This is a genomic window from Streptomyces sp. NPDC002055 (genome assembly GCF_040296705.1).
In the GTDB taxonomy this organism is placed as follows: Bacteria; Actinomycetota; Actinomycetes; order Streptomycetales; family Streptomycetaceae; genus Streptomyces.
The window spans coordinates 18,547-41,714 of the sequence record NZ_JBEOXS010000031.1 but is presented as its reverse complement, the minus strand read 5'-3'; the positions used below and the strand labels follow the sequence as shown (position 1 = coordinate 41,714).

At 72.8% G+C, this 23,168-nt stretch carries 16 protein-coding genes; 5 read left to right on the top strand and 11 right to left on the bottom strand.

The features are described 5' to 3' along the window. Positions 1 to 199: 199 nt before the first annotated feature. Positions 200 to 1,630: a proline--tRNA ligase gene (proS, locus tag ABT112_RS20325; RefSeq protein WP_351511469.1), complete on the bottom strand. Its 1,431-nt coding sequence runs from the start codon at positions 1,628 to 1,630 to the stop codon at positions 200 to 202. 218 nt (positions 1,631 to 1,848) lie between these two features. Between proS and ABT112_RS20320 the strand changes: the two genes are divergently transcribed. After that, on the top strand, positions 1,849 to 2,703 hold the full coding sequence (locus tag ABT112_RS20320) for an SAM-dependent methyltransferase (RefSeq protein ID WP_351511467.1): 855 nt from the start codon (positions 1,849 to 1,851) through the stop codon (positions 2,701 to 2,703). A 99-nt stretch (positions 2,704 to 2,802) separates the two neighbouring features. Here ABT112_RS20320 and ffh read toward each other — a convergent pair whose 3' ends face one another. The 5 genes from ffh to nsdA form a co-directional block, all read right to left on the bottom strand. Next, positions 2,803 to 4,362 (bottom strand): signal recognition particle protein, encoded by a 1,560-nt coding sequence (gene ffh / locus ABT112_RS20315; protein WP_351511465.1) that lies wholly within the window; start codon positions 4,360 to 4,362, stop codon positions 2,803 to 2,805. A 130-nt stretch (positions 4,363 to 4,492) separates the two neighbouring features. After that, positions 4,493 to 7,051 carry a [protein-PII] uridylyltransferase gene (locus tag ABT112_RS20310; protein ID WP_351511549.1) on the bottom strand — a complete coding sequence of 853 codons (2,559 nt, stop codon included), beginning with the start codon at positions 7,049 to 7,051 and terminating at the stop codon, positions 4,493 to 4,495. A gap of 90 nt (positions 7,052 to 7,141) precedes the next feature. Beyond that, the gene (locus ABT112_RS20305) at positions 7,142 to 7,480 is read right to left on the bottom strand and encodes a P-II family nitrogen regulator (protein WP_351511463.1); all 339 of its coding nucleotides are present in this window, start codon (positions 7,478 to 7,480) and stop codon (positions 7,142 to 7,144) included. Beyond that, positions 7,477 to 8,790, bottom strand: coding sequence for an ammonium transporter (locus ABT112_RS20300; RefSeq protein WP_351511461.1), 1,314 nt, complete (start codon positions 8,788 to 8,790; stop codon positions 7,477 to 7,479). Before ABT112_RS20300 ends, ABT112_RS20305 begins: the two co-directional genes overlap by 4 nt. Positions 8,791 to 9,134: 344 nt before the next feature. Continuing rightward, a complete protein-coding gene (nsdA, locus tag ABT112_RS20295) occupies positions 9,135 to 10,625 on the bottom strand; it encodes a transcriptional repressor NsdA (RefSeq protein ID WP_351511459.1) in 1,491 nt (496 codons plus the stop codon). 450 nt (positions 10,626 to 11,075) lie between these two features. Here nsdA and ABT112_RS20290 point away from each other — a divergent pair, with 450 nt between their 5' ends. After that, on the top strand, positions 11,076 to 11,756 hold the full coding sequence (locus ABT112_RS20290) for a bifunctional DNA primase/polymerase (RefSeq protein ID WP_351511457.1): 681 nt from the start codon (positions 11,076 to 11,078) through the stop codon (positions 11,754 to 11,756). A 164-nt stretch (positions 11,757 to 11,920) separates the two neighbouring features. On the opposite strand, the gene ftsY is transcribed toward ABT112_RS20290, so the two are convergent. Then, entirely contained in the window at positions 11,921 to 13,135 is a 1,215-nt protein-coding gene (gene ftsY, locus ABT112_RS20285) for a signal recognition particle-docking protein FtsY (RefSeq protein WP_351511455.1), read from the bottom strand. Positions 13,136 to 13,197: 62 nt separating this feature from the next. Here ftsY and ABT112_RS20280 point away from each other — a divergent pair, with 62 nt between their 5' ends. Both ABT112_RS20280 and ABT112_RS20275 read left to right on the top strand, forming a co-directional pair. Next, positions 13,198 to 14,679: a purine-cytosine permease family protein gene (locus tag ABT112_RS20280; RefSeq protein WP_351511454.1), complete on the top strand. Its 1,482-nt coding sequence runs from the start codon at positions 13,198 to 13,200 to the stop codon at positions 14,677 to 14,679. A gap of 99 nt (positions 14,680 to 14,778) precedes the next feature. Further along, a complete protein-coding gene (locus ABT112_RS20275) occupies positions 14,779 to 15,765 on the top strand; it encodes an LLM class flavin-dependent oxidoreductase (RefSeq protein WP_351511452.1) in 987 nt (328 codons plus the stop codon). Positions 15,766 to 15,805: 40 nt separating this feature from the next. On the opposite strand, the gene ABT112_RS20270 is transcribed toward ABT112_RS20275, so the two are convergent. From ABT112_RS20270 to ABT112_RS20255, 4 genes are all read right to left on the bottom strand, one after another. Further along, a complete protein-coding gene (locus ABT112_RS20270; RefSeq protein WP_351511450.1) occupies positions 15,806 to 17,233 on the bottom strand; it encodes a sugar porter family MFS transporter in 1,428 nt (475 codons plus the stop codon). A gap of 222 nt (positions 17,234 to 17,455) precedes the next feature. Continuing rightward, the gene (gene smc / locus ABT112_RS20265; RefSeq protein ID WP_351511448.1) at positions 17,456 to 21,031 is read right to left on the bottom strand and encodes a chromosome segregation protein SMC; all 3,576 of its coding nucleotides are present in this window, start codon (positions 21,029 to 21,031) and stop codon (positions 17,456 to 17,458) included. Positions 21,032 to 21,216: 185 nt separating this feature from the next. Then, positions 21,217 to 21,426 (bottom strand): hypothetical protein, encoded by a 210-nt coding sequence (locus ABT112_RS20260; RefSeq protein WP_351511446.1) that lies wholly within the window; start codon positions 21,424 to 21,426, stop codon positions 21,217 to 21,219. 380 nt (positions 21,427 to 21,806) lie between these two features. Further along, positions 21,807 to 22,088: an acylphosphatase gene (locus tag ABT112_RS20255; protein WP_351511444.1), complete on the bottom strand. Its 282-nt coding sequence runs from the start codon at positions 22,086 to 22,088 to the stop codon at positions 21,807 to 21,809. Between the two features lie 127 nt (positions 22,089 to 22,215). On the opposite strand from ABT112_RS20255, the gene ABT112_RS20250 reads away from it, so the two are divergent. Further along, the gene (locus tag ABT112_RS20250) at positions 22,216 to 23,082 is read left to right on the top strand and encodes a CAP domain-containing protein (protein ID WP_351511442.1); all 867 of its coding nucleotides are present in this window, start codon (positions 22,216 to 22,218) and stop codon (positions 23,080 to 23,082) included. Positions 23,083 to 23,168: the final 86 nt, after the last annotated feature.

The following is a 23,168-nucleotide window of genomic DNA, read 5'->3' as shown; positions in this document are numbered from 1 at the left end:
TCAGTTCACACTCATGCGTCGCGACGAGGGCGGGTGCGCCGATCCATGGAGGAGCTGCGCAGCTCCCACCAAGCCGGTACGTACCATCCCGTACGCCGTGAAGCGTAGGGAATCTCCTCACCCCGGGGCGCGGGGCCGTTCCGGGGCCGTCGCCCCTGGTCCGCGCGGTGTCCCCGGGTCCGGCGGACCCGGCGTGCGCTCAGTACGAGCGCGCGACGATCGCGAGCGTACCGGGGGCGTCGTCGGAGTCCGGCACCGACCCGTCCTCGGCGACCAGACAGCGCACCGTCACCGCCTGCTCGGCGAGCCGGGCCTCGCCCTCGGGGCCCAGGTCGGCCCACGGGATCCGCGCCCAGCCGCCGGCCGTCGCGGCCTCGGCCGCCTCGTCGCGGGTGCGCACGTCGGAGGTCCGGGCCTCGCGGCGCTCGCGGGACTGCCGGAGCAGCAGCGCCTGGTCCTCCTCCAGGACCTTCGGCAGCAGGGTGTCCAGCTCGTCGATCCGCACCGGCTCCTTGCCGCCGGGGCTGTGCTTGCCCAGGATGCGCCGGGCCAGCACGGCGGTGCCGCTCTCCAGGTCACGGGGCCCGACCTCGATCCGGACCGGGACGCCCTTGAGCTCCCAGTCGACGGCCCGGCGGCCGAACGGGGTGTCGGTGCGGTCGTCGACCTGAACCCGGATACCGGCGGCCTTCAGCCGGTCGTCGATCTCGCGGACCGCCGCGATCACCGCGTCGTCGCCCTTGATGGCCAGGACGACGGCCTGGACCGGCGCCAGGCGCGGCGGCACCCGCAGCCCGTCGTCGTCGCCGTGGGACATGATGAGGCCGCCGACCATCCGCGTCGAGGCGCCCCAGGAGGTCTGCCAGACCAGTTCCTGCCTGCCGTCCCGGGAGAGGTACTGGGTGCCGAACGCCTTGGCGAAGTTCTGTCCGAGCTCGTGGCTGGTGCCCATCTGCAGGGCCTTGCCGTCGCCCATCATGCCCTCGAGCGTGAGGGTGTTGATCGCTCCGGCGAAGCGCTCCTTGGGCGTCTTGCGGCCGAGCACCACGTCGATGCCGAGGACACCGGTCATGAAGTCCGCGTAGACGTCGCGGTGGATGTGGGCGGCGTAGTCCCGGGCGTCCTCGTAGGTGGCGTGGGCGGTGTGGCCCTCCTGCCAGAGGAATTCGGTGGTGCGGAGGAAGACGCGCGGGCGCATCTCCCAGCGGACCACGTTCGCCCACTGGTTGATCAGCAGCGGGAGGTCGCGGTAGCTCTGCACCCACTTCGAGAAGTACTCGTTGATGATCGTCTCGGAGGTGGGCCGGACCACGACCGGCTCGTCGAGCTCCTTGCCGCCGCCGTGGGTGACCACCGCCAGCTCCGGGGCGAAGCCCTCGACGTGCTCCGCCTCGCGGGTCAGGTAGGACTGCGGGATGAAGAGCGGGAAGTACGCGTTGGCGGCCCCCGCCTCCTTGATCCGGGCGTCCAGCTCCTGCTGCATCCGCTCCCAGAGCCCGTACCCGTACGGCCGGATGACCATGGTGCCGCGCACCGGGCCGTTGTCGGCCAGTTCGGCCTTGTTGATCAGGTCCTGGTACCAGCGCGGGAAGTCGTCCGCCCGGGGAGTGAGCACGGGAGCCTTTGCCATGGCGGAGATGGTACGGCGGTGCCACCCTGAAAGCTGCATCGGCCGGGCGCGCAGGTGGCGACGGGGGCGCACAAAGGGGGCACGCAAGCATTGCGGCACGCCCTCTGGACGCGGGAAGGGATGCGGAGTTCCCTGGCATACGGGGGCAGCGGAGCAGCGCGGTCACGGGGGCGGGTCAACCAGCAGCGGAACGGCTCTCGGCGGATTGGGGCGCATCCATGACACCCACGCTCGTACGGCAGCACCACGCCCACCCGGCATCCCCGCCCCAACCGGACGGCACCGCGCGCGCCCGCGACTGGGCGGAGATCCAGGAGCGCATGCTGGTGCCGCTCTACGAAGCGGTCTACGAGCGGCTGGAGACCGGTCCCGGCACCCGGCTGCTGGGGCTGGGGTGCGGCTCGGGCCTCGCCCTGCTCATGGCGGCGGCGCGAGGGGCGCAGGTGGCCGGCACCGAGCGGGATCCGCGGCGGCTGGACCTGGCCCGGGAACGGCTGCTTCCGGCCTACGACGAGGGCGGGGCGGCGGCGGGCGCACCCCGGCTGGGCCGGGGGCCGGAGGACGTCGCGGCCCCGGGCGGACCGGCGTTCACCCTGGTGACGGCGTTCGACCCGCAGACGTACGCCGAGGGCGACCCGGTGCCGCTGCTCGCCGCGGCGGGCGCGGCGGCGGAGCGGGGCAGCCCGGTGGTGCTGGCCGGCTGGGGTCCCGCCGAACGGTGCGCCACCTCGGCGGTGCTGCGGGTGGCCTCCCGGCCGGCCGACGGCCCGCCCGACGGCGACGGCACGCCGGACGGCTGGCGCCCCGGCGGCCGCGACGACCTGGAGGACCTCGCGCACCGCGCGGGCCTGCGGCCCGACGGATCGGGGCGGGTGGCCTGCCCGTTCGGCTACGCCGGGATGGAGAACGCGCTGCGGGGCCTGATGTCGACCGGACTCTTCGACGCCGCGGTGGCGGCGACCGACCCGGAACAGGTCGAGAAGGAACTGACGGAGGCGCTGCACCCGCATCTGCGCGCCGACGGCACGGTCTGGATGCCGAACGTCTTCCGTTACCTCATCGCCCGGGTGTGAGGCCCCCCGCCCGGAGGCGGGGCCCCGCGGCCCGGGGCGTGGAGCCGGCGCACCGCCCGGAGGCGTGCCACCGGCGCCCCGAAGCCCGCGGCGTACGCGTCACTTGCCGTCCGGCGGCAGCATGTCGCGGAATTCCTTGGGGAGTTCGAAGGAGCCCGGCCCCTGGTCGGCGCCCGGGGCGCCGAACGCGCCGCCCGCGGACGCCGCCCGGCGCTCGGCCGCCGCCTGCTCCTCGGCCTTGCGCTTCATCGGGTTGCCGCTCTTGCGCTTGCCCTTGGCCTGCTTCTGCTGCTTCTTCTGCCGGCCGGGGCCGCCGCCCATGCCCGGGACCCCCGGCATGCCGGGCATGCCGCCGCCCTGCGCCATCCGCGACATCATCTTGCGCGCCTCGAAGAACCGCTCCACGAGGTTCTTCACCGCGCTGACGTCGACACCCGAGCCCTTGGCGATACGGGCGCGGCGGGAGCCGTTGATGATGCTCGCGTCGTGCCGCTCGGCGGGCGTCATCGACTTGATGATCGCGGCGGTGCGGTCCACGTCCCGCTCGTCGAGGTTGTTGATCTGGTCCTTCATCTGCCCCATGCCCGGGAGCATGCCGAGCAGCTTGGAGATGGAACCCATCTTCCGGACCTGTTCCATCTGGGCCAGGAAGTCGTCGAGGGTGAACTCCTTGGGGCCCTTCGCCAGCTTCTGGGCCATCTTCTCGGCCTCTTGCTGGCTGAAGGTCTGCTCGGCCTTCTCGATCAGGCTGAGCATGTCGCCCATGCCCAGGATGCGGGACGCCATGCGGTCCGGGTGGAACGCGTCGAACTCGTCCAGCTTCTCGCCGTTGGAGGCGAACATGATCTGGCGGCCGGTGACGTGCGCGATCGAGAGCGCGGCACCGCCGCGGGCGTCGCCGTCGAGCTTGGAGAGGACCACGCCGTCGAAGCCGACGCCGTCCCGGAAGGCCTCGGCGGTGTTGACCGCGTCCTGACCGATCATGGCGTCGACCACGAACAGGACCTCGTCCGGGCTGACCGCGTCGCGGATGTCCGCGGCCTGCTGCATCAGCTCCTGGTCGATGCCGAGGCGGCCGGCGGTGTCGACGATGACCACGTCGTGCTGCTTGCCGCGGGCGAACTCGATCGAGTCCTTCGCGACCTGCACCGGGTCGCCCACGCCGTTGCCCGGCTGCGGGGCGTAGACCGCGACGCCGGCGCGGTCGGCCACCACGGCGAGCTGGTTGACGGCGTTGGGGCGCTGGAGGTCGCAGGCGACGAGCAGCGGGGTGTGCCCCTGGCCCTTGAGCCACTGGCCGAGCTTGCCGGCGAGGGTGGTCTTACCGGCGCCCTGGAGACCGGCGAGCATGATCACGGTGGGCGGGTTCTTGGCGAACCGCAGACGGCGGGTCTCGCCGCCGAGGATGCCGATCAGCTCCTCGTTGACGATCTTGATGACCTGCTGCGCGGGGTTCAGCGCCTGGGAGACCTCGGCCCCGAGCGCGCGCTCCTTGACCTGCTTGATGAAGGCCCGGACGACCGGCAGCGCGACATCCGCCTCGAGGAGCGCGATGCGGATCTCGCGCGCCGTGGCGTCGATGTCCGCTTCGGACAGGCGGCCCTTGCCCCGGAGGTTCTTGAACGTCGCTGCGAGGCGGTCGGAAAGAGTGTCGAACACGGCGGTCGCGAATCCTCGGATCGGGGGCGGTCTCGGACCTCCCCGGTGGAGCGGGGAAGAGTGCCCCCCAGCGTATCCGTCCGGCCCGGGTACGGTCTGCCCCGCACCCGAGCGGTCCTGCGCCGGCGGGTCAGCGCAGCGCCTCCTCGACGGTCCGCGCCACCTTCCCGGCCTGCGTACCGTCCAGCGGAGAGCCCGCGGCGTCCGTGACATAGAACGCATCCACGGCGTTCGCGCCGAGCGTGCTGACGTGGGCGCTGCGCACCCGGACGCCGGCCCCGTCCAGGGCCCGGCCGATGCGGTGCAGCAGCCCGGGGACGTCCCTGGCGCGCACCTCGATGACGGTGGCGCGGCGGGAGCCCTCCGGGGCGACGGTCACCCGCGGCGGCGGGGCCGGCACACCGCGGCGGCGCGGATGGGCCGCCTCGCGCTCCGCGAGCCGGCCCGGGATGTCGAGCGATCCGTCCAGGGCCCGGAGCAGATCGCTGCGCAGCCGGGCGGCCTGCGGCAGCGAGCCGTACTCGGCGGCCACCCGCCAGGTGAGCAGCAGCACACCGCCGGTCCGGTCGCCCGCGTCCGTGGTCCCGGGCGCCGCGCCCGCCGTCCCGTGCCCGGCGACCCCGTCCGGCAGATCGACGGCGCGCAGGTCCGCGGCGCGCACGGTGAGCCGGTGCATGGCCAGCACCCCGGCCACCGCGGGCAGCACACCGGGCCGGTCGGGAACGGCGATGAGCAGTTCGACGCCGACCGGCTCGGGGCCGCGGTCGTCCGTGCCGGTCCGCGGCCGCTCCGCGTCCGGCGCGGTGCGCTCCTCCCCCGGCGGCTGCGGCTCGGTCCGGGTGTGCAGCGCCAGCACCGGGCCGCCGGTGCGCCAGGACTCCAGCGCGAGCCGCTCCTGTTCCGCGGTGGGCTCCTCGGGGCCGGTCAGGTCCTCCACCGGCTCGCCGGCGAGCACCGCGGCGACCCGCTGGACCAGGTCGGTGACGAGCGAGCCGCGCCAGCCGCTCCACGCCGCGGGACCGGTGGCCAGGGCGTCGGCCTCGGTGAGCGCGTGCAGCAGTTCGAGGGTGCTGCCGCTGCCCACCGCGTCGGCCACGGACCGGACGGTCTCGGGGTCATCCAGGTCGCGCCGGGTGGCGGTCTCCACCAGCAGCAGGTGGTGGCGAACGAGCGTGGCAAGCACGGCCGCGTCGGCGCGGTCGAAGCCGAGCCGGCCGGCCACGTCCCGGGCAATGACCTCGCCCGCGACGGAGTGGTCACCGGGCCAGCCCTTGCCGAAGTCGTGCAGCAGCGCGGCCATGAGGAGCAGGTCGGGACGGCCGACGCGGCGGGTCATGCCGGAGGCGCGGACGGCGGTCTCCACCAGGTGCCGGTCGACGGTCCAGCGGTGGACGGGGTTGCGCTGCGGACGGCACCGGACCCGCTCCCAGTCCGGCAGCAGCCGGGTGATCAGGCCTTCGGCCTCCAGCGCCTCCCAGACGGCCACCGTGGAGACCCCGGCCCCCAGCAGGGTGACGAGCTGTTCGCGGGCCTCGGCGGGCCAGGGCTCGGGCAGCGGGCGTACGGCCGCCGCCAGGCGCCGTACGGCGTGCCGGGAGAGCGGCAGTCCCGCCTGGGCCGCGGCGGCGGCCGCGCGCAGGGGGAGCACGGGGTCCCGCTCGGGGCGCGCGGTACGGGCGAGCACCACCTCGCCGTCCTGCTCCACGACGCCCTCGGCGAGCGGGGTGCGCTCGCCGTACTCCCCGGGCGTGCGGCTGCCGGAACGCGCCCCGCGGCCGCCCAGCAGCCCCCGGAACCGGGGCCTGGCGGCGCGCGACCGGAGCACCCGGCCCACCTCGCGCCAGGTCACGTCCCCCGCGTACGACACGGTGCGCGCCGCCTCGTAGACCTGCCGCAGCAGGGCGTCGCCGTCCAGCAGGCCGAGATCGGCGGCGACCTGGTCCTGTTCCTGCAGGGCCAGCCGGTCGGTGGCCCGTCCGGTGGCCAGATGCAGGGCGTCCCGGGTGTCCAGCAGCCGCCGGCGGGCCTCCTCCAGGCCCTCCCGCGGGGCGTCGGCCAGCCAGGACGCGGCAACGGCCCGCAGGGCGGTCAGGTCGCGCAGCCCGCCACGGGCCTCCTTGAGGTCCGGCTCCAGCAGGAACTGCAGTTCGCCCTGGCGATGGGCGCGTTCCCGGGTCAGTTCGTGCAGCTCGGGCAGCCGCCGCGGCGCCTGGTTGCGCCAGTCGGCGAGCACCGCCGTGCGCAGCCCGGCGGTGAGCCCGGCGTCGCCCGCGACGTGCCGCGCGTCCAGCAGTCCGAGCTGCACTTTCAGGTCCTCGCCCGCAGTACTGCGGGCCTCGGCCGGGGTGCGGACGGAGTGGTCGAGGGCGAGCCCGAGGTCCCAGACCGGGTACCAGATCCGGTCCGCGAGCGCCGCCACGGCTGCGGCGTCCGCGGTCCCGTCGTGCAGGAGCAGCAGGTCGAGGTCGCTGCGCGGCGACAGCTCGCCGCGGCCGTAGCCGCCGACGGCCACCAGCGACACCCCCCGCGGCCGGTCGGCGTCGATCGCCCCGTTCAGCAGCGCGGCCAGCCACTCGTCGGTGAGCGCGGCCAGCCCGGAACGGCGCGGCGGCCCGGACCGCGCCCCCTCCTGGAGGAGGCGCAGCCGGGCCGCCGCATATCCGCCGGGCCCCGAGCCGGCCGGTTCCATCCGTTCTCCGATGCTCTCCGCTGTCACTCGGGCTCCCTGCCGTGGGTCGTGGGTCGTCCGCTCAGGGGCCCTTGCCCTCAGAGCGCGGCCTCAGAGCGCGTCCGGGCCGCGCTCGCCGGTCCGGACCCGGACCGCCGACTCGACCGGGACGCTCCACACCTTGCCGTCGCCGATCTTGCCTGTGCGGGCGGCCTTCACGACGAGCTCGATCAGCTCCTCCGCGTCGGCGTCCTCGACCAGCACCTCGATGCGGATCTTGGGCACCAGGTCGACGGTGTACTCCGCGCCCCGGTACACCTCCGTGTGCCCGCGCTGGCGCCCGTAACCACTGGCCTCGGTGACGGTCAGACCGTGGACGCCGAAGGACTGCAGCGCCTCCTTGATCTCGTCGAGCCGGTGCGGCTTCACGACTGCGGTGATGAGCTTCATGCGTCCACCTTCTTGTTCTTCCGGGCCTTCTCCGCCTGGTGCTGCTCGGTTGCCGGGGCGCTCTCCCTGCCGAGGGCGGGGACCGTACTACGGCCCACCGGCGAGCCCCCGACCGCGCTGAAGTCGTAGGCGGTCTCGGCGTGGAAGGCCTGGTCGACACCGGAGGTCTCGTCGTCCTCGCTCGCCCGGAAGCCGATGGTGGCGTCGACGAACTTCGCGAGGAGCCAGGACACCACGAAGGAGAACGCCATCACCGAGAAGGCGCCGACCGCCTGCTTGCCGAGCTGGGTCAGGCCGCCGACCCCGTCGGTGGCCAGCAGGCCCACCAGCAGCGTGCCGAGGACACCGCCGACGAGGTGGACGCCGACGACGTCGAGGGAGTCGTCGAAGCCCAGCTTGTACTTGAGGCTCACGGCCCAGGAGCAGACCGCGCCAGCGACCAGGCCGATGGCGATGGCGCCGAAGGCGTTCACCGCGGCACCGGCGGGGGTGATCGCGACGAGGCCCGCGACGGCGCCGGAGGCGGCGCCCAGCGTGGTGAACGCGCCGTGCCGGATCCGCTCGTAGACCAGCCAGCCGAGCATGGCGGCTCCGGTCGCGACCTGCGTGTTCAGCGCCATGTTGGCGGCGGTTCCGTCGGCGGCGAGGGCCGAGCCGGCGTTGAAGCCGAACCAGCCGAACCACAGCAGTCCGGCGCCCAGCATCACCAGCGGGAGGCTGTGCGGCCGCATCGGCTCCTTCTTGAAGCCGATGCGCTTGCCGACGACGAGCACCGCGGCCAGCGCGCCGATACCGGCGTTGATGTGCACCGCCGTACCGCCGGCGAAGTCGATCACTTCGAGCTTGAACAGCCAGCCGTCGGCCTGCCACACCCAGTGCGCGACCGGGAAGTAGACGATGCTGACCCAGAGGGTGATGAACAGCGCCCAGGCGCTGAACTTCACCCGGTCCGCGAGCGCGCCGCTCATCAGCGCCGGGGTGATGATCGCGAACATCAGCTGGAACAGCGCGAAGGCGAAGACCGGAATGCCTTCCTTGCCGTCGGTCAGCGTCTCGGGGCTGATGCCCTTCAGGCCGATGTGATCGAGATTGCCGATCAGGCCCATGCCGGTGTCATCGCCGAAGGCCAGCGTGTAGCCGAACAGCACCCACAGCACGCTGACGATGCCGAGGGAGATGAAGGACATCATGAGCATGTTGAGGGCACTCTTCACCCGCACCATGCCGCCGTAGAAGAAGGCCAGTCCCGGTGTCATCAGCATGACGAGCGCGGCACTGATCAATACGAATGCGGTATCTGCACCATTCAATGTCGACGTCTCCTCGTAGCGACGGCCCGTGCGGGCAAGGAACTGCTGTGGGCCGGTTTTCGCCACGAGATTGACTCAGGCCGGTTTCCGTCGATGCCGCACGGTGTTTCGCCGCAGTGACGAAGAGCGGCGGGATGTTACGCACGGATGAACTGCGCGCGTGCTCCGCGTCACCCGGTTACGCTCCCGCCGATCACGCGGACCGGCCGCGGCCGCCATCCGGATGACCTGGCATGAGGGGAGCCGAGTCGGGCTTCACGGGATGGCCGCCGCGGCCGGGGTCGATGGGCCGCGTACGTCGGTGACCAGGGGTTTTCCGAAGGGAACGGCTGGGGCGCCTCGCCTCAGACCGCCTGGGCGACCTCCGGGGTGTCGGGCAGGTGCGTGGCGAGCTCCTCGGTGAGCCGGATGACCTCGGCCACCCCGGAGAAGTCCCGCGCGGCACTGTCCACGGTCTTGCGCAACCGGGTGTTCACCCGCTCCGAGCGGACCTTCCGGGCGATGTCGAGGGCCTTTCCCGCCTGATCGGCGGAGTGCTCGGGCTCCTTCTTGAGCAGGTGGACGGTGGCCATCCCGATCAGATTCAGGGCGTAGGACCGCCGGTGCTCCAGGTCCTCGCGGAAGAGCTCCACGGCCTTGCGCATCACCGGCTCGGCGAGCGAGGCGTAGGTCGGGCTGCGGCCCGCCACATACGCCAGGTCGCGGTAGGAGTGGGCGTTCTCCCCGTTGAGCTCGGCCTCGGAGAAGAAGCGGATCCAGTCCGGGTCGCCGTCCTTCGGCGAGGCGTCCTCGAAGGCGTCCTCGGCCATCCGGACGGCGCGGTGGCACTTGTTGGGCTGGCCCATGTTGGCGTACGCCCGGGCCTCCATCGCATACAGCATCGCCTGGGTCCGCGCGGTGGAGCAGTCCCGGCTGCCGTACTGGGCGAGATGGATCAGCTCCAGGGCGTCGTCCGGCCGCCCGAGGTGGATCATCTGCCGGCCCATGTTGGACAGGATGTACGAGCCGAGCGGCTTGTCCCCGGCCTCCTTCGCGGCGTGCAGCGCCAGGACGAAGTACTTCTGGGCGGTGGGCTGGAGCCCGATGTCGTAGCTCATCCACCCGGCCAGCTCGGCGAGCTCCGCCGCGATCTTGAACAGCCGCTGCGACACCGCCGACGGATGCGGCTCCTGCAACAGGTCGGTGACCTCGTGCAACTGGCCGACAACCGCCTTGCGGCGCAGCCCGCCACCGCACTGGGCGTCCCACTGCCGGAACATCACGGTGGTGGACTCCAACAGATCCAGCTCCGGCCCGGACAGCCGGGCCGACCGCCGGGGGCCGCCCTGCGCGGGCACCGCGGGCCCGTCCGGCAGGCCGGAGGCCGGGGCGGGGACCAGCCAGCGCTGCAGCGGTTCGACGAGGGCCGGGCCGGCGGCGAGCGCCAGCGACGTCCCGAGGAAGCCGCGCCGCGCCAGCATGAGGTCGCTGCGCGAGAAGTCACTGAGCAGCTCGACGGTCTGCGGGCCCGCCCAGGGGAGGTCGACCCCGGACACCGACGGCGACTGGTGCGCGGTACGCAGGCCGAGGTCCTCGATCGCCACGACGCAGCCGAACCGCTCCGAGAACAGCTCCGAGAGGATCCGCGGGATCGGCTCGCGCGGCTGCTCGCCGTCGAGCCAGCGGCGCACCCGGGAGGTGTCGGTGCTGATGTGGTGGGCGCCCATCTGGCGGGCGCGGCGGTTCACTTGGCGCGCCAGCTCGCCCTTCGACCAGCCGCTGCGCACGAACCAGGAACCCAGCTGATCGTTGGGGCGCTTGTCGGCGCTCGTGCCGCCACCGCCGCTGCCGCCCACTGGAATACGCCCCCATCCCGGAACAGCCGTTCCGTCGCGACCGCCTCCGGGGTGCCGCCCGCTGCGGCTTCCTGATCCCGGGAAGTGCCCCTCCGGCCGCATGAGCAGACAGGCTGTCATGGCTCCGGCACACCCAACAGAGGGCGCTCTCCTGGCGGTTCGTGCACCGAAAGTAATCCTACGATCACTGCTCCCGCGAGGCGGTTCGCGGAAACGCCACCATTCGCCACCCCTTGGAATGAACTCCGCTGCGGCTCTTCACGCTTCACTTGACACCGGACGATCAGCGAACGGTGGAGCGGTGCGCGCAGGGGCGCATGCGCCGCCGTGCACCACCCGGCGTGCCGCACCACGCCGCCCGCCGCATGGGGCGGAACCGGAGTCACGACGGACGGTGATGGCGAGACTCCATGACGTAACCATCGGCGACTGCGACCCGTTGGAGGGAGCATGGGCTTCACGATCGGCGGCATCCTCGACATGCGGTCCGGCTCGCGGCGGCGCAGCCGCGCGTCCGAGTCCACGGCGGTGGCGGAGTACACCGGCCTGTGGGGGTGGGACGTCGCCCCCGGTGCCCGGGCCAAGCGGCCCGGTGACGGCGCTCCCGCCGAGTGTTCCTGCGGGGAGCCGGACTGCCACGCCCCCGGTGCCCATCCCCTGGTCTTCGCCCCCGAGGTGAAGGCCGGCGCCACGCTGGAGGAGGTGCTGGCCGCCTGGCGCGAGGTGCCGGGCGCCGCGGTGCTGCTGCCCGTGGGCCGGTCCTTCGACATCATCGAGGTGGCCGAACCGGTCGGCCGGCACGCCCTGGTGCGCCTGGAGCGGATGGGGCTCCCCGTCGGCCCCGTCGCCGTCACGCCGCACCGCCGCGCGCAGTTCTTCGTCGCCCCCGGGGCCGCGGCCGAGCTCCCCGCGCTGCTCTACCGGATGGGCTGGGACGACGCCGCGGAGCTGGATCTGCGCGGGTTCGGCACCGGCGGCCACATCACCGCTCCGCCGTCCGATCCGGCCGGGCTCGGCCCGGTGCGCTGGCTCCGCCCGCCGACGCTCGACACCGCGGGCCGCCCCCCGGAGGCGCGGATCCTGCTGGGCACCCTGGCGTACTGCTGCCACCGCTCGGCGTTCTACGCCTGAGCCGCGGCGCGCATCCGCGCACGGCTGCTGCCGCCGGCCGCCCACGGCTCGCCGCGGACACACGGCCCAAGGGTCCTCGGGGGACTCCGGCACCCAGCACGACGGGGCCCGTGGTCAGCCCACTCACGTGAGTAGGCTGACCACGGGCCCCGTCCGGTACTCCCTCAGTCGCCGATCAGCGCGTCGACGAAGGCCTCGGGCTCGAACGGCGCCAGGTCGTCCGGCCCCTCACCGAGCCCGATCAGCTTGACCGGCACGCCCAGCTCGCGCTGCACCGCGACCACGATGCCGCCCTTGGCGGTGCCGTCCAGCTTGGTCAGCACGATGCCGGTGATGTCCACGACCTCGGCGAAGACCCGCGCCTGCACCAGGCCGTTCTGCCCGGTCGTCGCGTCCAGCACGAGCAGCACCTCGTCCAGCGGACCGTGCTTCTCCACGACCCGCTTGACCTTGCCGAGCTCGTCCATCAGCCCGGACTTGGTGTGCAGCCGGCCGGCGGTGTCGATGAGGACGACGTCCGCGCTCTCGGCGATGCCCTCCTTGACCGCGTCGAAGGCGATCGACGCCGGGTCGCCGCCCTCCGGACCGCGGACCGTACGGGCTCCGACCCGCTCGCCCCAGGTCTGGAGCTGATCGGCGGCGGCGGCCCGGAAGGTGTCGGCCGCGCCGAGCACCACGCTGCGGCCGTCGGCGACGAGCACCCGGGCCAGCTTGCCGGTGGTGGTGGTCTTGCCGGTGCCGTTCACACCGACGACCATGACCACGCCCGGGACCTCTTCGCCGCCGTCGGTCCGGACCGAGCGGTCGGCCTCCGTGCCGATCAGCGCCAGCAGCTCCTCGCGCAGCAGAGCGCGCAGCTCCTCGGGCGTACGAGTGCCGAGCACCTTCACGCGCTCCCGCAGCCGCTCGACGAGCTCCTGTGTGGGGGCGACGCCGACATCGGCGGTGAGCAGGGTGTCCTCGATCTCCTCCCAGGTGTCCTCGTCCAGATGTTCCCGGGAGAGCAGGGTCAGCAGACCCTTGCCCAGGGTGGTCTGGGAGCGGGAGAGCCGGGCGCGCAGCCGGACGAGGCGGCCGGCCGTGGGCTCGGGGACCTCGACCGGCGGGACCGGCTCGGTGACGATCGGCGCTTGTGGACCGGGCGCCGTCGGGGCCTGCGCCTCGGGGAGGCCGACCTCCTCGATGGTGCGGCGCGGTTCGTCGCGCGGTGTCTCGGCCTCCTCGCCGACGTGCGGCTCGGCGGGCGGAGCGGTGATGGTCGGCGTGCTCGACGGCCCGGAGGGCGGCAGCTGCTTCTTCCGGCGGCTGCTGACCACGAGACCGCTGATCGCGCCGATCGCGACCAGGGCGATGACTACGGCAAGGATGACGATTTCCATAACGCACCCAGTATCAGTCACCCTGTGGGTTCTTCCATGTCTCCCCCCTCGGAGTTTTCCGCATGCCCCACACCTCCGACGGCACCGCCGGTGCCGCGAAAGGCGCCATAGAGACCCGCGGTATCGAGCCGGTCCCGGACAGCGAGCGGCACGGCCGGGTCAGGGAACTCTTTCCGACCTGGGTCGCCGCGAACATCAGCGTGCTGCTGCTCACGATGGGCGCGGGCCTGGTGGTCTTCAACGGGCTCAACCTCTGGCAGGTCCTGCTGGTGGGGGTCTGCGCGGCAGGCGTCTCGTACGGCCTGGTGGGGGCGCTGTCGGTGGCGGGCAAGTGGGGCGGCGCGCCCGGCCTGACACTGTCCCGCGCGACCTTCGGCGTCCGCGGAAACCTTTTCCCCGGCATGATCATCTGGATCGCCCGCTTCGGCTGGGAGACGATCAACGCCGTGACCGGGGCCTACGCGATTCTGACCGTGCTGGATCTGCTCTTCGGGATCAAGAGCAACTCCGTGCTGATCGTGGTCACGCTCTTCGCATTCGTCGGATGCACCTTCCTGGTCAGCGGGATGGGCCGCGCGGTGCTCCAGGTGTGCAACACCTGGTCGACCTATCTCTTCGGCGCCTTCAGCGTGCTGGTGCTGGGCTACCTGGTCACCAATACCGACTGGGACAGCGTCTTCTCCCGGCCCGCGGGCAGCACCGCCACGCTGATCGCCGGGATCGGCACCATCGCGGCCGGCGGCATCAGCTGGGTGCCGTCCGGACCGGACTTCGCCCGGTACCTGCCGCACCGCGCCTCGGGGCGGCGGATCGTGGCCGCGACGGCCTCCGGCGCCGGCCTCGTGGTGGTGCCGATGGTGCTGATGGGCGCGGTCATGGCGGTGAGCGTGCCGGATCTCGCCAAGGCCACCGACCCCGTCTCCTTCCTGGGCGACGTGCTGCCGATCTGGCTGGCCGTGCCATACCTGCTCACCGCGCTGGTGGGCATGCTGCTGATCAACAGCCTGTCGATGTACTCGGCCGGCTTCACCGCCCAGACCATGGGCGTGAAGCTGCCGCGGTCCCTGGCGGTCAGTGTGAACGCCGTCATCAGCCTGGTCGGCGGGCTGCTGCTGATGCTGGTGGCCAAGAGCTTCTTCGGCTCCTTCATCACCTTCCTGACCCTGCTGGCCGTCTCCTTCTCGGCCTGGATCGGCGTCTTCGCGGTGGACATGGCCCGTCGGCGGAAGCGGGCGGTCCGGTACGACGGGGACGGGCTGCTGGACACCGGCCGGACCAGCCGCTACTGGTACGCGGGCGGGTTCGCCTGGCAGGCGATGCTCGCCTGGGGCGTCGCGCTGGTCGCGGGGCTCTGCTTCACCAAGGTCGACTGGTACAGCGGCCCGCTGGCGACGACCTGGATCGGCGCCAACGGCCTGGGCTGGGCGGCGACCATCCTGATCGCCGCGGCGGCGTTCGCGGCGCTGCCGGAGCCCCGGGAGAACGTCCCGGCCGCGGAGCCCGCGGCGGCCGGCGCGGAGGGCACCCCGCAGCAGGTGCGCTGACCTGTTCAACTGACGGAACGTCAGCTAGCCTCCCCTTCGCCCACCGCTGGTGAACCGTTTCCCCGGTCCGCCCGCGCCCCGGCGAAGGGGAGGTCAGGCATGCCCGTCACAGTCCTCCGGTTCAACCTCGTCGACCCGGCCGCGACGCCGGAGTCCCTGTCGCACCGCTACCGGTCCGCGCTGGAGATGGCCGCCTACGCCGACGACCGCGGTGTGTCCACCGTGCAGACCGAGGAGCACCACGGCGCCGGGAACGGCTGGCTGCCGTCGCCCCTGGTCTTCGCCGGCGCCGTCCTCGGCGCCACCCGGCGGATCACCGTCACCGTCTCCGCGCTGATCGCGCCGCTGTACGACCCGCTGCGGCTGGCCGAGGACCTGGCCGTCCTGGACCTCGCGAGCGGCGGCCGGCTGGTGACCGTCGCCGGCCTGGGGTACCGCCCCGAGGAGTACGCCGCGCACGGCCGGGACTGGCAGCGGCGCGGGCGGCTCCAGGACGAGGCGCTGGAGACCCTGCTGAAGGCCTGGACGGGTGAGCCGTTCGACCACCGGGGCCGGACCGTACGGGTCATGCCGCGCCCGTTCACCCGGCCGCATCCGCCGCTGCTGGTGGGCGGCGGTTCACGGCCCGCCGCGCGCCGCGCCGCCCGGCTCGGGCTGCCCTTCTTCCCCAGCGCCCATCTGCCGGAGCTGGAGGCGTACTACCTGGCGCGATGCCGGGAGTACGGCACCGCGGGGTGGTGCACCATGCCGTCCGCCGGCACCTCCCTGCTGCATCTGTCCGAGGACCCGGACCGCGCCTGGGCGCTCTACGGCGAACATCTGCTGCACGAGGCGCGCACCTACGCCTCCTGGCAGACGGGCCCGGGTGCCCGGTCCGCGGTGCGGTCCCGCGCCGCCGACGTGGCGGAACTGCGCCGGGAGGGCGTGTACCGCATCGTCACCCCCGAGGAGTGCCTGGCGCCGTCGGGGCCGGCGGGCGGGGACACGCTGGTGCTGCATCCGCTGTGCGGCGGCCTGCCCGTGGACGAGGGATGGCGCAGCCTCCATCTGTTCGGCGAACAGGTACTGCCCCGGCTCAACGGGTGAGCCGGGGCAGTACCTGTCGTGAGGAGAGGGGCAGCGGGGTTTAGCCCATCTCCTCCAACGCCTTGCCCTTGGTCTCCGGCACCCACTTGAGGATGAAGGGGATCGAGAGCACGGCGAAGATCGTGTAGATCACATAGGCGCCGGACAGGTTCCAGTCCGAGAGGGACGGGAACGACACGGTGATCACCCAGTTGGCCACCCACTGAGCGGAGGCGGCGACACCGAGGGCCGCGGCGCGGATCCTGTTGGGGAACATCTCACCGAGCAGCACCCAGACGACCACACCCCACGAGAGGGCGAAGAAGAGCACGAAGGCGTGGGCGGCGACGAGGGCCACGGTGCCCTGCAGGTCGGGCATGGTGATGTCGGTGCCGGTGCCGGTCTTGAACGAGAAGGCCCAGGCGGCGAGGCCGAGCGAGACCGCCATACCGGCGGAGCCGATCAGCGCGAGCGGCTTGCGGCCGATCCGGTCGACGAAGATCATCGCGATCACGGTGCCGACGATGTTGATGATCGACGTCGTGAAGGAGTAGAGGAACGAGCTGCTCGGGTCGATGCCGACGGACTGCCACAGCGACGACGAGTAGTAGAAGATCACGTTGATGCCGACGAGCTGCTGGAAGACCGAGAGGCCGATACCGATCCAGACGATCGGCAGCAGGCCGAGACGGCCGCCGAGGAGGTCCTTGAAGGTGGACTTCTCCTCGCTGTGCATCGCGGTCTCGATCTCGTCGACGCGGACGTCGAGATCGACGTTCTTGCCCTCGACCTCGGCCAGGACCTTGCGGGCCGCGTCGTGGCGCCCGGCGGCGATCAGGAAGCGCGGCGACTCGGGGATCACGAAGGAGAGCAGCCCGTAGACGACCGCCGGGACGACCATCACGCCGAGCATCCACTGCCAGGCCTCGAGGCCGGCTATCTCACCGCGCTGGTCGCCGTCGGCCGAGTTGAGGATGGCCCAGTTCACCAGCTGGGAGACGGCGATGCCGATGACGATGGCGGCCTGCTGGAACGAGGCGAGCCGGCCGCGGTAGGCGGGCGGGGCGACCTCGGCGATGTAGGCCGGGCCGATGACGGACGCCATACCGATGGCGACGCCGCCCAGGACGCGCCACAGGGCGAGGTCCCAGAGGCCGGTCGGCACGGCCGAGCCCACGGCGCTCACGGTGAACAGGAGTGCCGCGATCTGCATGACGCGGATGCGGCCGATGCGGTCGGCGAGACGGCCCGCGGTGGCGGCACCGGCGGCACAGCCGATCAGCGCGGCCGCGATGACCTGGGCGAGCGTCGACGAGCCGACGTCGAAGCGGCCGCGGATGGCCTCGACAGCGCCGTTGATCACCGAACTGTCGTACCCGAAGAGGAACCCGCCCATGGCGGCTGCGGCCGTGATGAAGATGACGTGGCCGAGGTGCTCCGGTCGGGCCTTACGGCCTTCTGTCGCAGGTGGCTGCGCGGTGCTGGTCAACGTTTACTCCTGGAGCCCGGCCGCGTCGCCGGGTTTGGGGGGACTTCCAGTGGGGTGCAATCAGGCAGCCACCACTTGAAGGTAAAAGGAACGTTGCAGAGACTATTCCTTCAAGTTTCTAAGTCAATAGGTCGTGACCAAGATGTTTCCCCGACGCCCATCAGTGGTCGCGTTCAAGACTTGAAGGCCGGAGCAAAGACTTGAAAGTGAGAGCATGAGCACTCAGCGCAATCGCTGACTGATGACCTTCGAGACGCCGTCGCCCTGCATCGAGACCCCGTAGAGGGCGTCCGCGACCTCCATCGTGCGCTTCTGATGGGTGATCACAATCAGCTGGGAGCTCTCCTGGAGCTCCTCCATGATCCGGATCAGTCGCTGCAGATTGGTGTCGTCGAGGGCCGCCTCGACCTCGTCCATCACATAGAACGGGCTGGGCCGGGCCTTGAAGATCGATACCAGCATCGCCACCGCGGTGAGCGACCGCTCCCCGCCGGAGAGCAGCGAGAGCCGCTTCACCTTCTTGCCGGGCGGGCGGGCCTCGACGTCCACTCCGGTGGTGAGCATGTTGTCGGGGTCGGTGAGGATCAGCCGCCCGTCGCCGCCCGGGAACAGGCGGGAGAACACCCCCTCGAACTCGCGGGCGGTGTCCCGGAAGGCCTCGGTGAAGACCTGTTCCACCCGCTCGTCGACCTCCTTGACCACCTGCAGCAGGTCGGCCCGGGTCTTCTTCAGGTCCTCCAGCTGCTCGGTCAGGAACTTGTGCCGCTCCTCCAGCGCCGCGTACTCCTCCAGGGCCAGCGGGTTCACCTTGCCCAGCTGCTGGTACGCCCGCTCGGCGGCCTTGAGCCGCTTCTCCTGCTGCGCACGGACGAAGGGCACCGGCCGGTTGCGCGGGTGCTCCGGGTCCTCCGGCAGCTCCTCGCCCTCGGCCGGCGGCGAGGCGGGCACGAGCTGGTCCGGCCCGTACTCGGCGACCAGACCGGCCGGTTCGACACCGAGCTCCTCCAGCGCCTTCGTCTCCAGCTGCTCGACCCGCAGCCGCTTCTCCGCCCCCAGCACCTCGCCCCGGTGCACCGAGTCGGTCAGCTTGTCCAGCTCGCCCTTGACCTCGCGGCCCCGGTTGCGCTCGGCGGCCAGCTCGGTCTCGCGCGCCGCCTTGGCCTGCTCGGCGGCCGTCCGCTCCGCCTCCGCCCGGACCAGTGACACCTCGAGGTGCGCGAGCAGTTGGCGGGCCCCGTCCGCGACCGCGGCGGCGACCGCGGCCTCGTGACGGAGGCGGGCGCGCCGCTGCTCGGCGCGCGCCCGTGCCTCACGCTCGGCGCGCGCGCCCCGGTCGAGCGCGTCGGCCCGCCCCGCAAGCCCCTTGACGCGTTCCTCGTGGGTACGGGCCTGGAGGCGCGCTTCCATCTCCGTCTGCCGGGCGTTGGCCCCGTCGGCGGCCAGCCGGTCCCGGACCGAGGTGTCCGGTTCCTCCCCGTCGGCGAGGGAGGACTCCTCCTCGGCCACCGCCAGCCGCTCGCTGAGCTCCTCGGCCTCCTCCCGGGCCCGCAGCAGCGCCTCCTCGGCCTTGGCCGCGGCCGCCGTCATCCGCTCGGCCTCACCGGCCGCGCCCCGCGCCTGCCCGGCCAGCCGGCCCAGGGACTGGGCGACCGTCGACTTCTCCCGGTCGGCCGCGCTGCGCCGGGCGGCCAGCTCCTCCACCGACGCGACGCACTCGGTGCGCCGCTCCTGGGCCCGGTGCTGCTCCGCCGCCAGTTCCTCGCACCGCACCGCCAGTTCCTCCAGCTCGGCCGCGGCCTCGTCGACGGAGGCCTGCACTTCGAGCAGGCTGGGCGCGCCGGCGGAGCCGCCGTGCGCGAAGTGCGCGCCGAGCAGGTCGCCCTCCCCGGTCACCGCGATCAGGCCCGGGTGCGCGGCGACCAGATCCTCGGCGTCCTCCAGCGTTCCGACGACCACGATGTCGCGCAGCATGCGGCGCACCGCGGGCATCAGCCCGGCCGGGCCGCTGACCAGCTCCGCGGCGTACGGGCAGCCGTCGGGCGGACGGGGGGCCTCCGCCGCTCCACCGGCCCCGTCGGACTCCGCGCCCAGCAGTATGGCCGCGCGGCCCGCGTCCTGCTTGCGGAGCAGCCGCAGAGCCTCGGCCGCCGTCGCGGTGTCGCCGACGGCGACGGCGTCGGCCGCGGCGCCCAGCGCGGCGGCGATCGGCACCTCGTGGCCCGGCGTGACGGTGAGCAGTTCGGCGGCGGGGCCCAGCAGTCCGGTCAGCCGGTCCCGGGCACCGAGCAGCGCGCCGGTGCCGTCCTTGCGGCGCAGTCCCAGCGCCAGGGCCTCGTGGCGGGCGGCGGTCGCGGCGCGCCGGCGCTCGGCCGCGGTGGCCGCCTCACGGGCGGCGCTCAGCGCGGCCTCGGCGGCGGCGAGCTCCTCCTTGGCCTGTTCGTGGCGGGCGGAGAGCTCGGCGTCGTCCGCGTCGAGCCCGTCGACCTCGGCCCGGAGCTGCTCGTACTCCTCCTGTGCGGTGACCGCCCGCTGCTGGGCCTCGTCCCGGGCCAGCGCCAGCCGGTCGATCTCGGCCTGGGCCGATCCGGCGCGGCTCCGGGCCGCGTTGACCTGGCCGTGCAGCCGGGCCAGCCCCTCCCGCCGGTCGGCGATGGCGCGGGCGGCGTCCTTGAGCCGCCGCTCCTCCTGCGCGAGCTCGCGCTCCAGTTCGGCCCGGTGGGCCACGGTGTCGTCGAGCGCCCGGTGGGCGGCCTCCAGCGCCGCCTCCAGTTCCGCCTCCTGCTCACGGATCCGCGCCGCCTCGCGCTCCATGTCCTCCGGGTCCCGGCCGCGGCGCTCCTCGGCGGGAGCCGCCGTCGCGCTCTTGACCCGGGCGTCGGCGAGGCTGACCGTGCCGCGGACCCGCTCGGCGAGCTGCTGCATCTCGTACCAGGTCTGCTGCGCCCGCTGGAGCCGCGGCGCGAGCACGCGCACCTCCTCCTCGAGCGCCGCCTCGCGCTGCTGCGCCGCGCGCAGATCGGCCTCCGCGGCCTCCTTGCGCTCCTTGAGGGCCGCCTCGTCGGCGACCTCGGCGCGCAGCGCCTCCTGGAGGGTGACCAGGTCGTCGGCGAGGAGCCGGAGCCGCGCGTCCCGCAGATCGGCCTGGATGACGACGGCCCGGCGGGCCACCGCGGCCTGCCGGCCCAGCGGCTTGAGCTGGCGGCGCAGTTCGTCGGTCAGGTCCTGCACCCGCGCGAGGTTGCCCTGCATCGCGTCGAGCTTCCGCAGCGCCTTCTCCTTGCGCTTGCGGTGCTTGAGGACCCCCGCGGCCTCCTCGATGAAGGCCCGGCGGCCCATCGGGTCGGCGTGCAGTACGGAGTCCAGCTGGCCCTGGCCGACGATGACGTGCATCTCCCGGCCGATTCCGGAGTCGGAGAGCAGCTCCTGGATGTCCAGCAGCCGGCAGGTGTCCCCGTTGATCTGGTACTCGCTGCCGCCGTTGCGGAACATGATCCGCGTGATGGTGACCTCGGCGTAGTCGATGGGCAGCGCGCCGTCGGCGTTGTCGATGGTCAGGGACACCTCGGCCCGGCCGAGCGGCGGGCGGCCGGTCGTCCCGGCGAAGATGACATCCTCCATCTTGCCGCCGCGCAGCGACTTGGCCCCCTGCTCGCCCATGACCCAGGACAGCGCGTCCACGACGTTCGACTTGCCGGAGCCGTTGGGGCCCACCACGCAGGTGATGCCCGGTTCGAAGCGGAGCGTCGTGGCCGAAGCGAAGGATTTGAATCCGCGCAGGGTCAGGCTCTTGAGGTGCACGCCGTCGGACTCTACCTTCGGGGTCGGGTTTCACCAGGGAGTTTCACCGTGGGAAACGCAGGGCACATCAGTCGAAGAGGGGAGGCTCCCCCGGATCGGGCGGAAAAGAAAAAAGGGACGCCTGAGGCGTCCCTTGAAGATTCTTCAAGCGGCTGACGTGCAGCCCGACCGGCCTGGGGCTGAGGTCAGGTGAGCGCAGGCTCCGCCTGGGGTACGTCGATGTCGATGCTGTCGAGCAGCGAGTCACCGTGCGCGGCGGCGGACAGCGCGTCGTTCTCGGCCTGAATCCGTACGAGCTCGGACTCGAGGTCCTGTACGCGCTGCTGGAGCCGTCGCATCTCGGCGAGGAGTCGCGGGTCGGAGCCGCCGACGTAACCGAGAAGCGCCTTTGCCATGATGGATGGTCCTCCACACTGAGTGACCGACCGTAGCGGTGGTGGGTCGTGAGGGATTCGCACCCGCATGTCCGTCATCAACGCGGAAATCGATGTCAAACAGGTAGGGTGCGCGGGGATTCCAGAGTCTCACCAAATGGTTTGAGGGTCAACACGATCACACCCCGTATCCTCGGGCGGCCCGGGAGCAGGCGGCGGGGAATGCGCGGCGCTGCTCTCTCCAGGGGGCCCGCGGGGCGTGGAGATCAACTCTTGGGACGGCAGCCTTGCACGACCCGGCGTTCTTGGCAACCACCAGGTCATCCGTCTCCTGCGCACATGCCCAGGGCATCTCTCGGGCCGTCGCCGCCCGGCCCGGGAGCGTGGGCCAAAGGGGTCTCTCAGCGAATCGCGAAGGTGTCGTAGACGCCCCGGGGTGTGTCCCAGATCTCGGTGACTCCGTCGACCCGGCCGGGCGTGTCACCCGCGCTGAGCCAGGCGAGCAGCTTCTCGCAGCTGTGCCGGGGGCCCTCGGCGACGACCTGGACCCGCCCGTCGGGGCGGTTCGACGCGAAGCCGCGCAGGTCACCGATCTCCAGGGCGTTGGCACGGGTGAACCAGCGGAAGCCGACGCCCTGGACGCGGCCGCGGACCCATGCGGTGAGGCGGACATCTTCGTTCATGACCGGCACGCTAACCGGCCAATTGCTCGCGGGGCCCGGCGACCCCGTCCCCCATGGCGTACAGTCCCCGGTCAATGAACCTCACCCGGAGGAGTGAGGGACCGGGATCACGTGGAGGAACGCAGCGATGGGCCGCCACCGACGCACCGCCCCCGAGGCGCTGCCCGCCGGGAATCCGGCGCGGCACCGGGGCGGGCAGCGGGTCGCCGCACCGGTACGGACCGGTCTGCTGGGGGTGTCCGCCGCCGTCGCGATGGGGGCCGCGGCCGTGACCTCCGGGCTGCTGCCCGGCCAGGGCGGCGAGTACACCGTCGGGAGCGAGACGCCGGGCGGCCGGGTACGGACCGGGGACCTGCCCGAGCAGCAGCCCCAGGACACGCCCGCCACGCGGCCGACCGGCCGGAGCTCGGCACCCGCGGACCGCGGAAGCGGGCGCAGCGAGGCCCCCGGCGGGCCGTCCTCCCGCCCCGGCACCCCGGCCGCACCGTCCGGGAAGGCGCCCGAGCGGCCGTCCTCGTCCGCGCCGCCCGAGGACTCCCCCGCGACCCCGGCCGAGACCTCCGGCCCGAAGAAGGGGAAGCCCGCTTCCGCCGCGCCGGAGCGTCCGGTCGGCGAGGAGGCGGCCGAGGCCGAGGTGCTGAAACTGGTCAACCACGAGCGGGCGCGGGCGGGCTGCCGGCCGGTGAAGCCCGACCGGAGACTCGGCGGGCTGGCCGACGACTTCAGCGAGGACATGGCGGACCGGGACTTCTTCGACCACACCGACCCGGACGGGGCCACCCCGTGGGACCGGGCCAAGGGGCTGGGCATCGGCGCGCTGCTGGGCGGCGAGAACATCGCGCGCGGGCAGCGGGACGCCGCGGCGGTGATGGACGCCTGGATGGACAGCCCGGGGCACCGCGCCAACATCCTCAACTGCGGCTACCGGACCCTCGGGGTCGGAGCCCACTACGGGGACGGCGGACCGTGGTGGACCCAGGACTTCGGCTACTGACCGGCCTCTCCCCGCACCGCTGACCGGCCCCTGCCCGCACCGCGCGGGCGTCCTCCGGGGTGCCGTCGCCCTCCGCGCTGCCGCCG

What these genes read in the sequence shown, in the direction of transcription:
- ABT112_RS20260 (WP_351511446.1), bottom strand. Translation starts at nt 21,426, where the DNA reads ATGGCAAAGGCGCTTCTCGGTTACGTCGGCGGCTCCGACCCGCGACTC.
- ABT112_RS20305 (WP_351511463.1), bottom strand. Translation starts at nt 7,480, where the DNA reads ATGAAGCTCATCACCGCAGTCGTGAAGCCGCACCGGCTCGACGAGATC.
- ABT112_RS20250 (WP_351511442.1), top strand. Translation starts at nt 22,216, where the DNA reads ATGGGCCGCCACCGACGCACCGCCCCCGAGGCGCTGCCCGCCGGGAAT.
- ABT112_RS20320 (WP_351511467.1), top strand. Translation starts at nt 1,849, where the DNA reads ATGACACCCACGCTCGTACGGCAGCACCACGCCCACCCGGCATCCCCG.
- ABT112_RS20255 (WP_351511444.1), bottom strand. Translation starts at nt 22,088, where the DNA reads ATGAACGAAGATGTCCGCCTCACCGCATGGGTCCGCGGCCGCGTCCAG.
- ABT112_RS20290 (WP_351511457.1), top strand. Translation starts at nt 11,076, where the DNA reads ATGGGCTTCACGATCGGCGGCATCCTCGACATGCGGTCCGGCTCGCGG.
- ABT112_RS20275 (WP_351511452.1), top strand. Translation starts at nt 14,779, where the DNA reads ATGCCCGTCACAGTCCTCCGGTTCAACCTCGTCGACCCGGCCGCGACG.
- ftsY (WP_351511455.1), bottom strand. Translation starts at nt 13,135, where the DNA reads ATGGAAATCGTCATCCTTGCCGTAGTCATCGCCCTGGTCGCGATCGGC.
- ABT112_RS20280 (WP_351511454.1), top strand. Translation starts at nt 13,198, where the DNA reads ATGCCCCACACCTCCGACGGCACCGCCGGTGCCGCGAAAGGCGCCATA.
- ABT112_RS20310 (WP_351511549.1), bottom strand. Translation starts at nt 7,051, where the DNA reads ATGGAACCGGCCGGCTCGGGGCCCGGCGGATATGCGGCGGCCCGGCTG.
- proS (WP_351511469.1), bottom strand. Translation starts at nt 1,630, where the DNA reads ATGGCAAAGGCTCCCGTGCTCACTCCCCGGGCGGACGACTTCCCGCGC.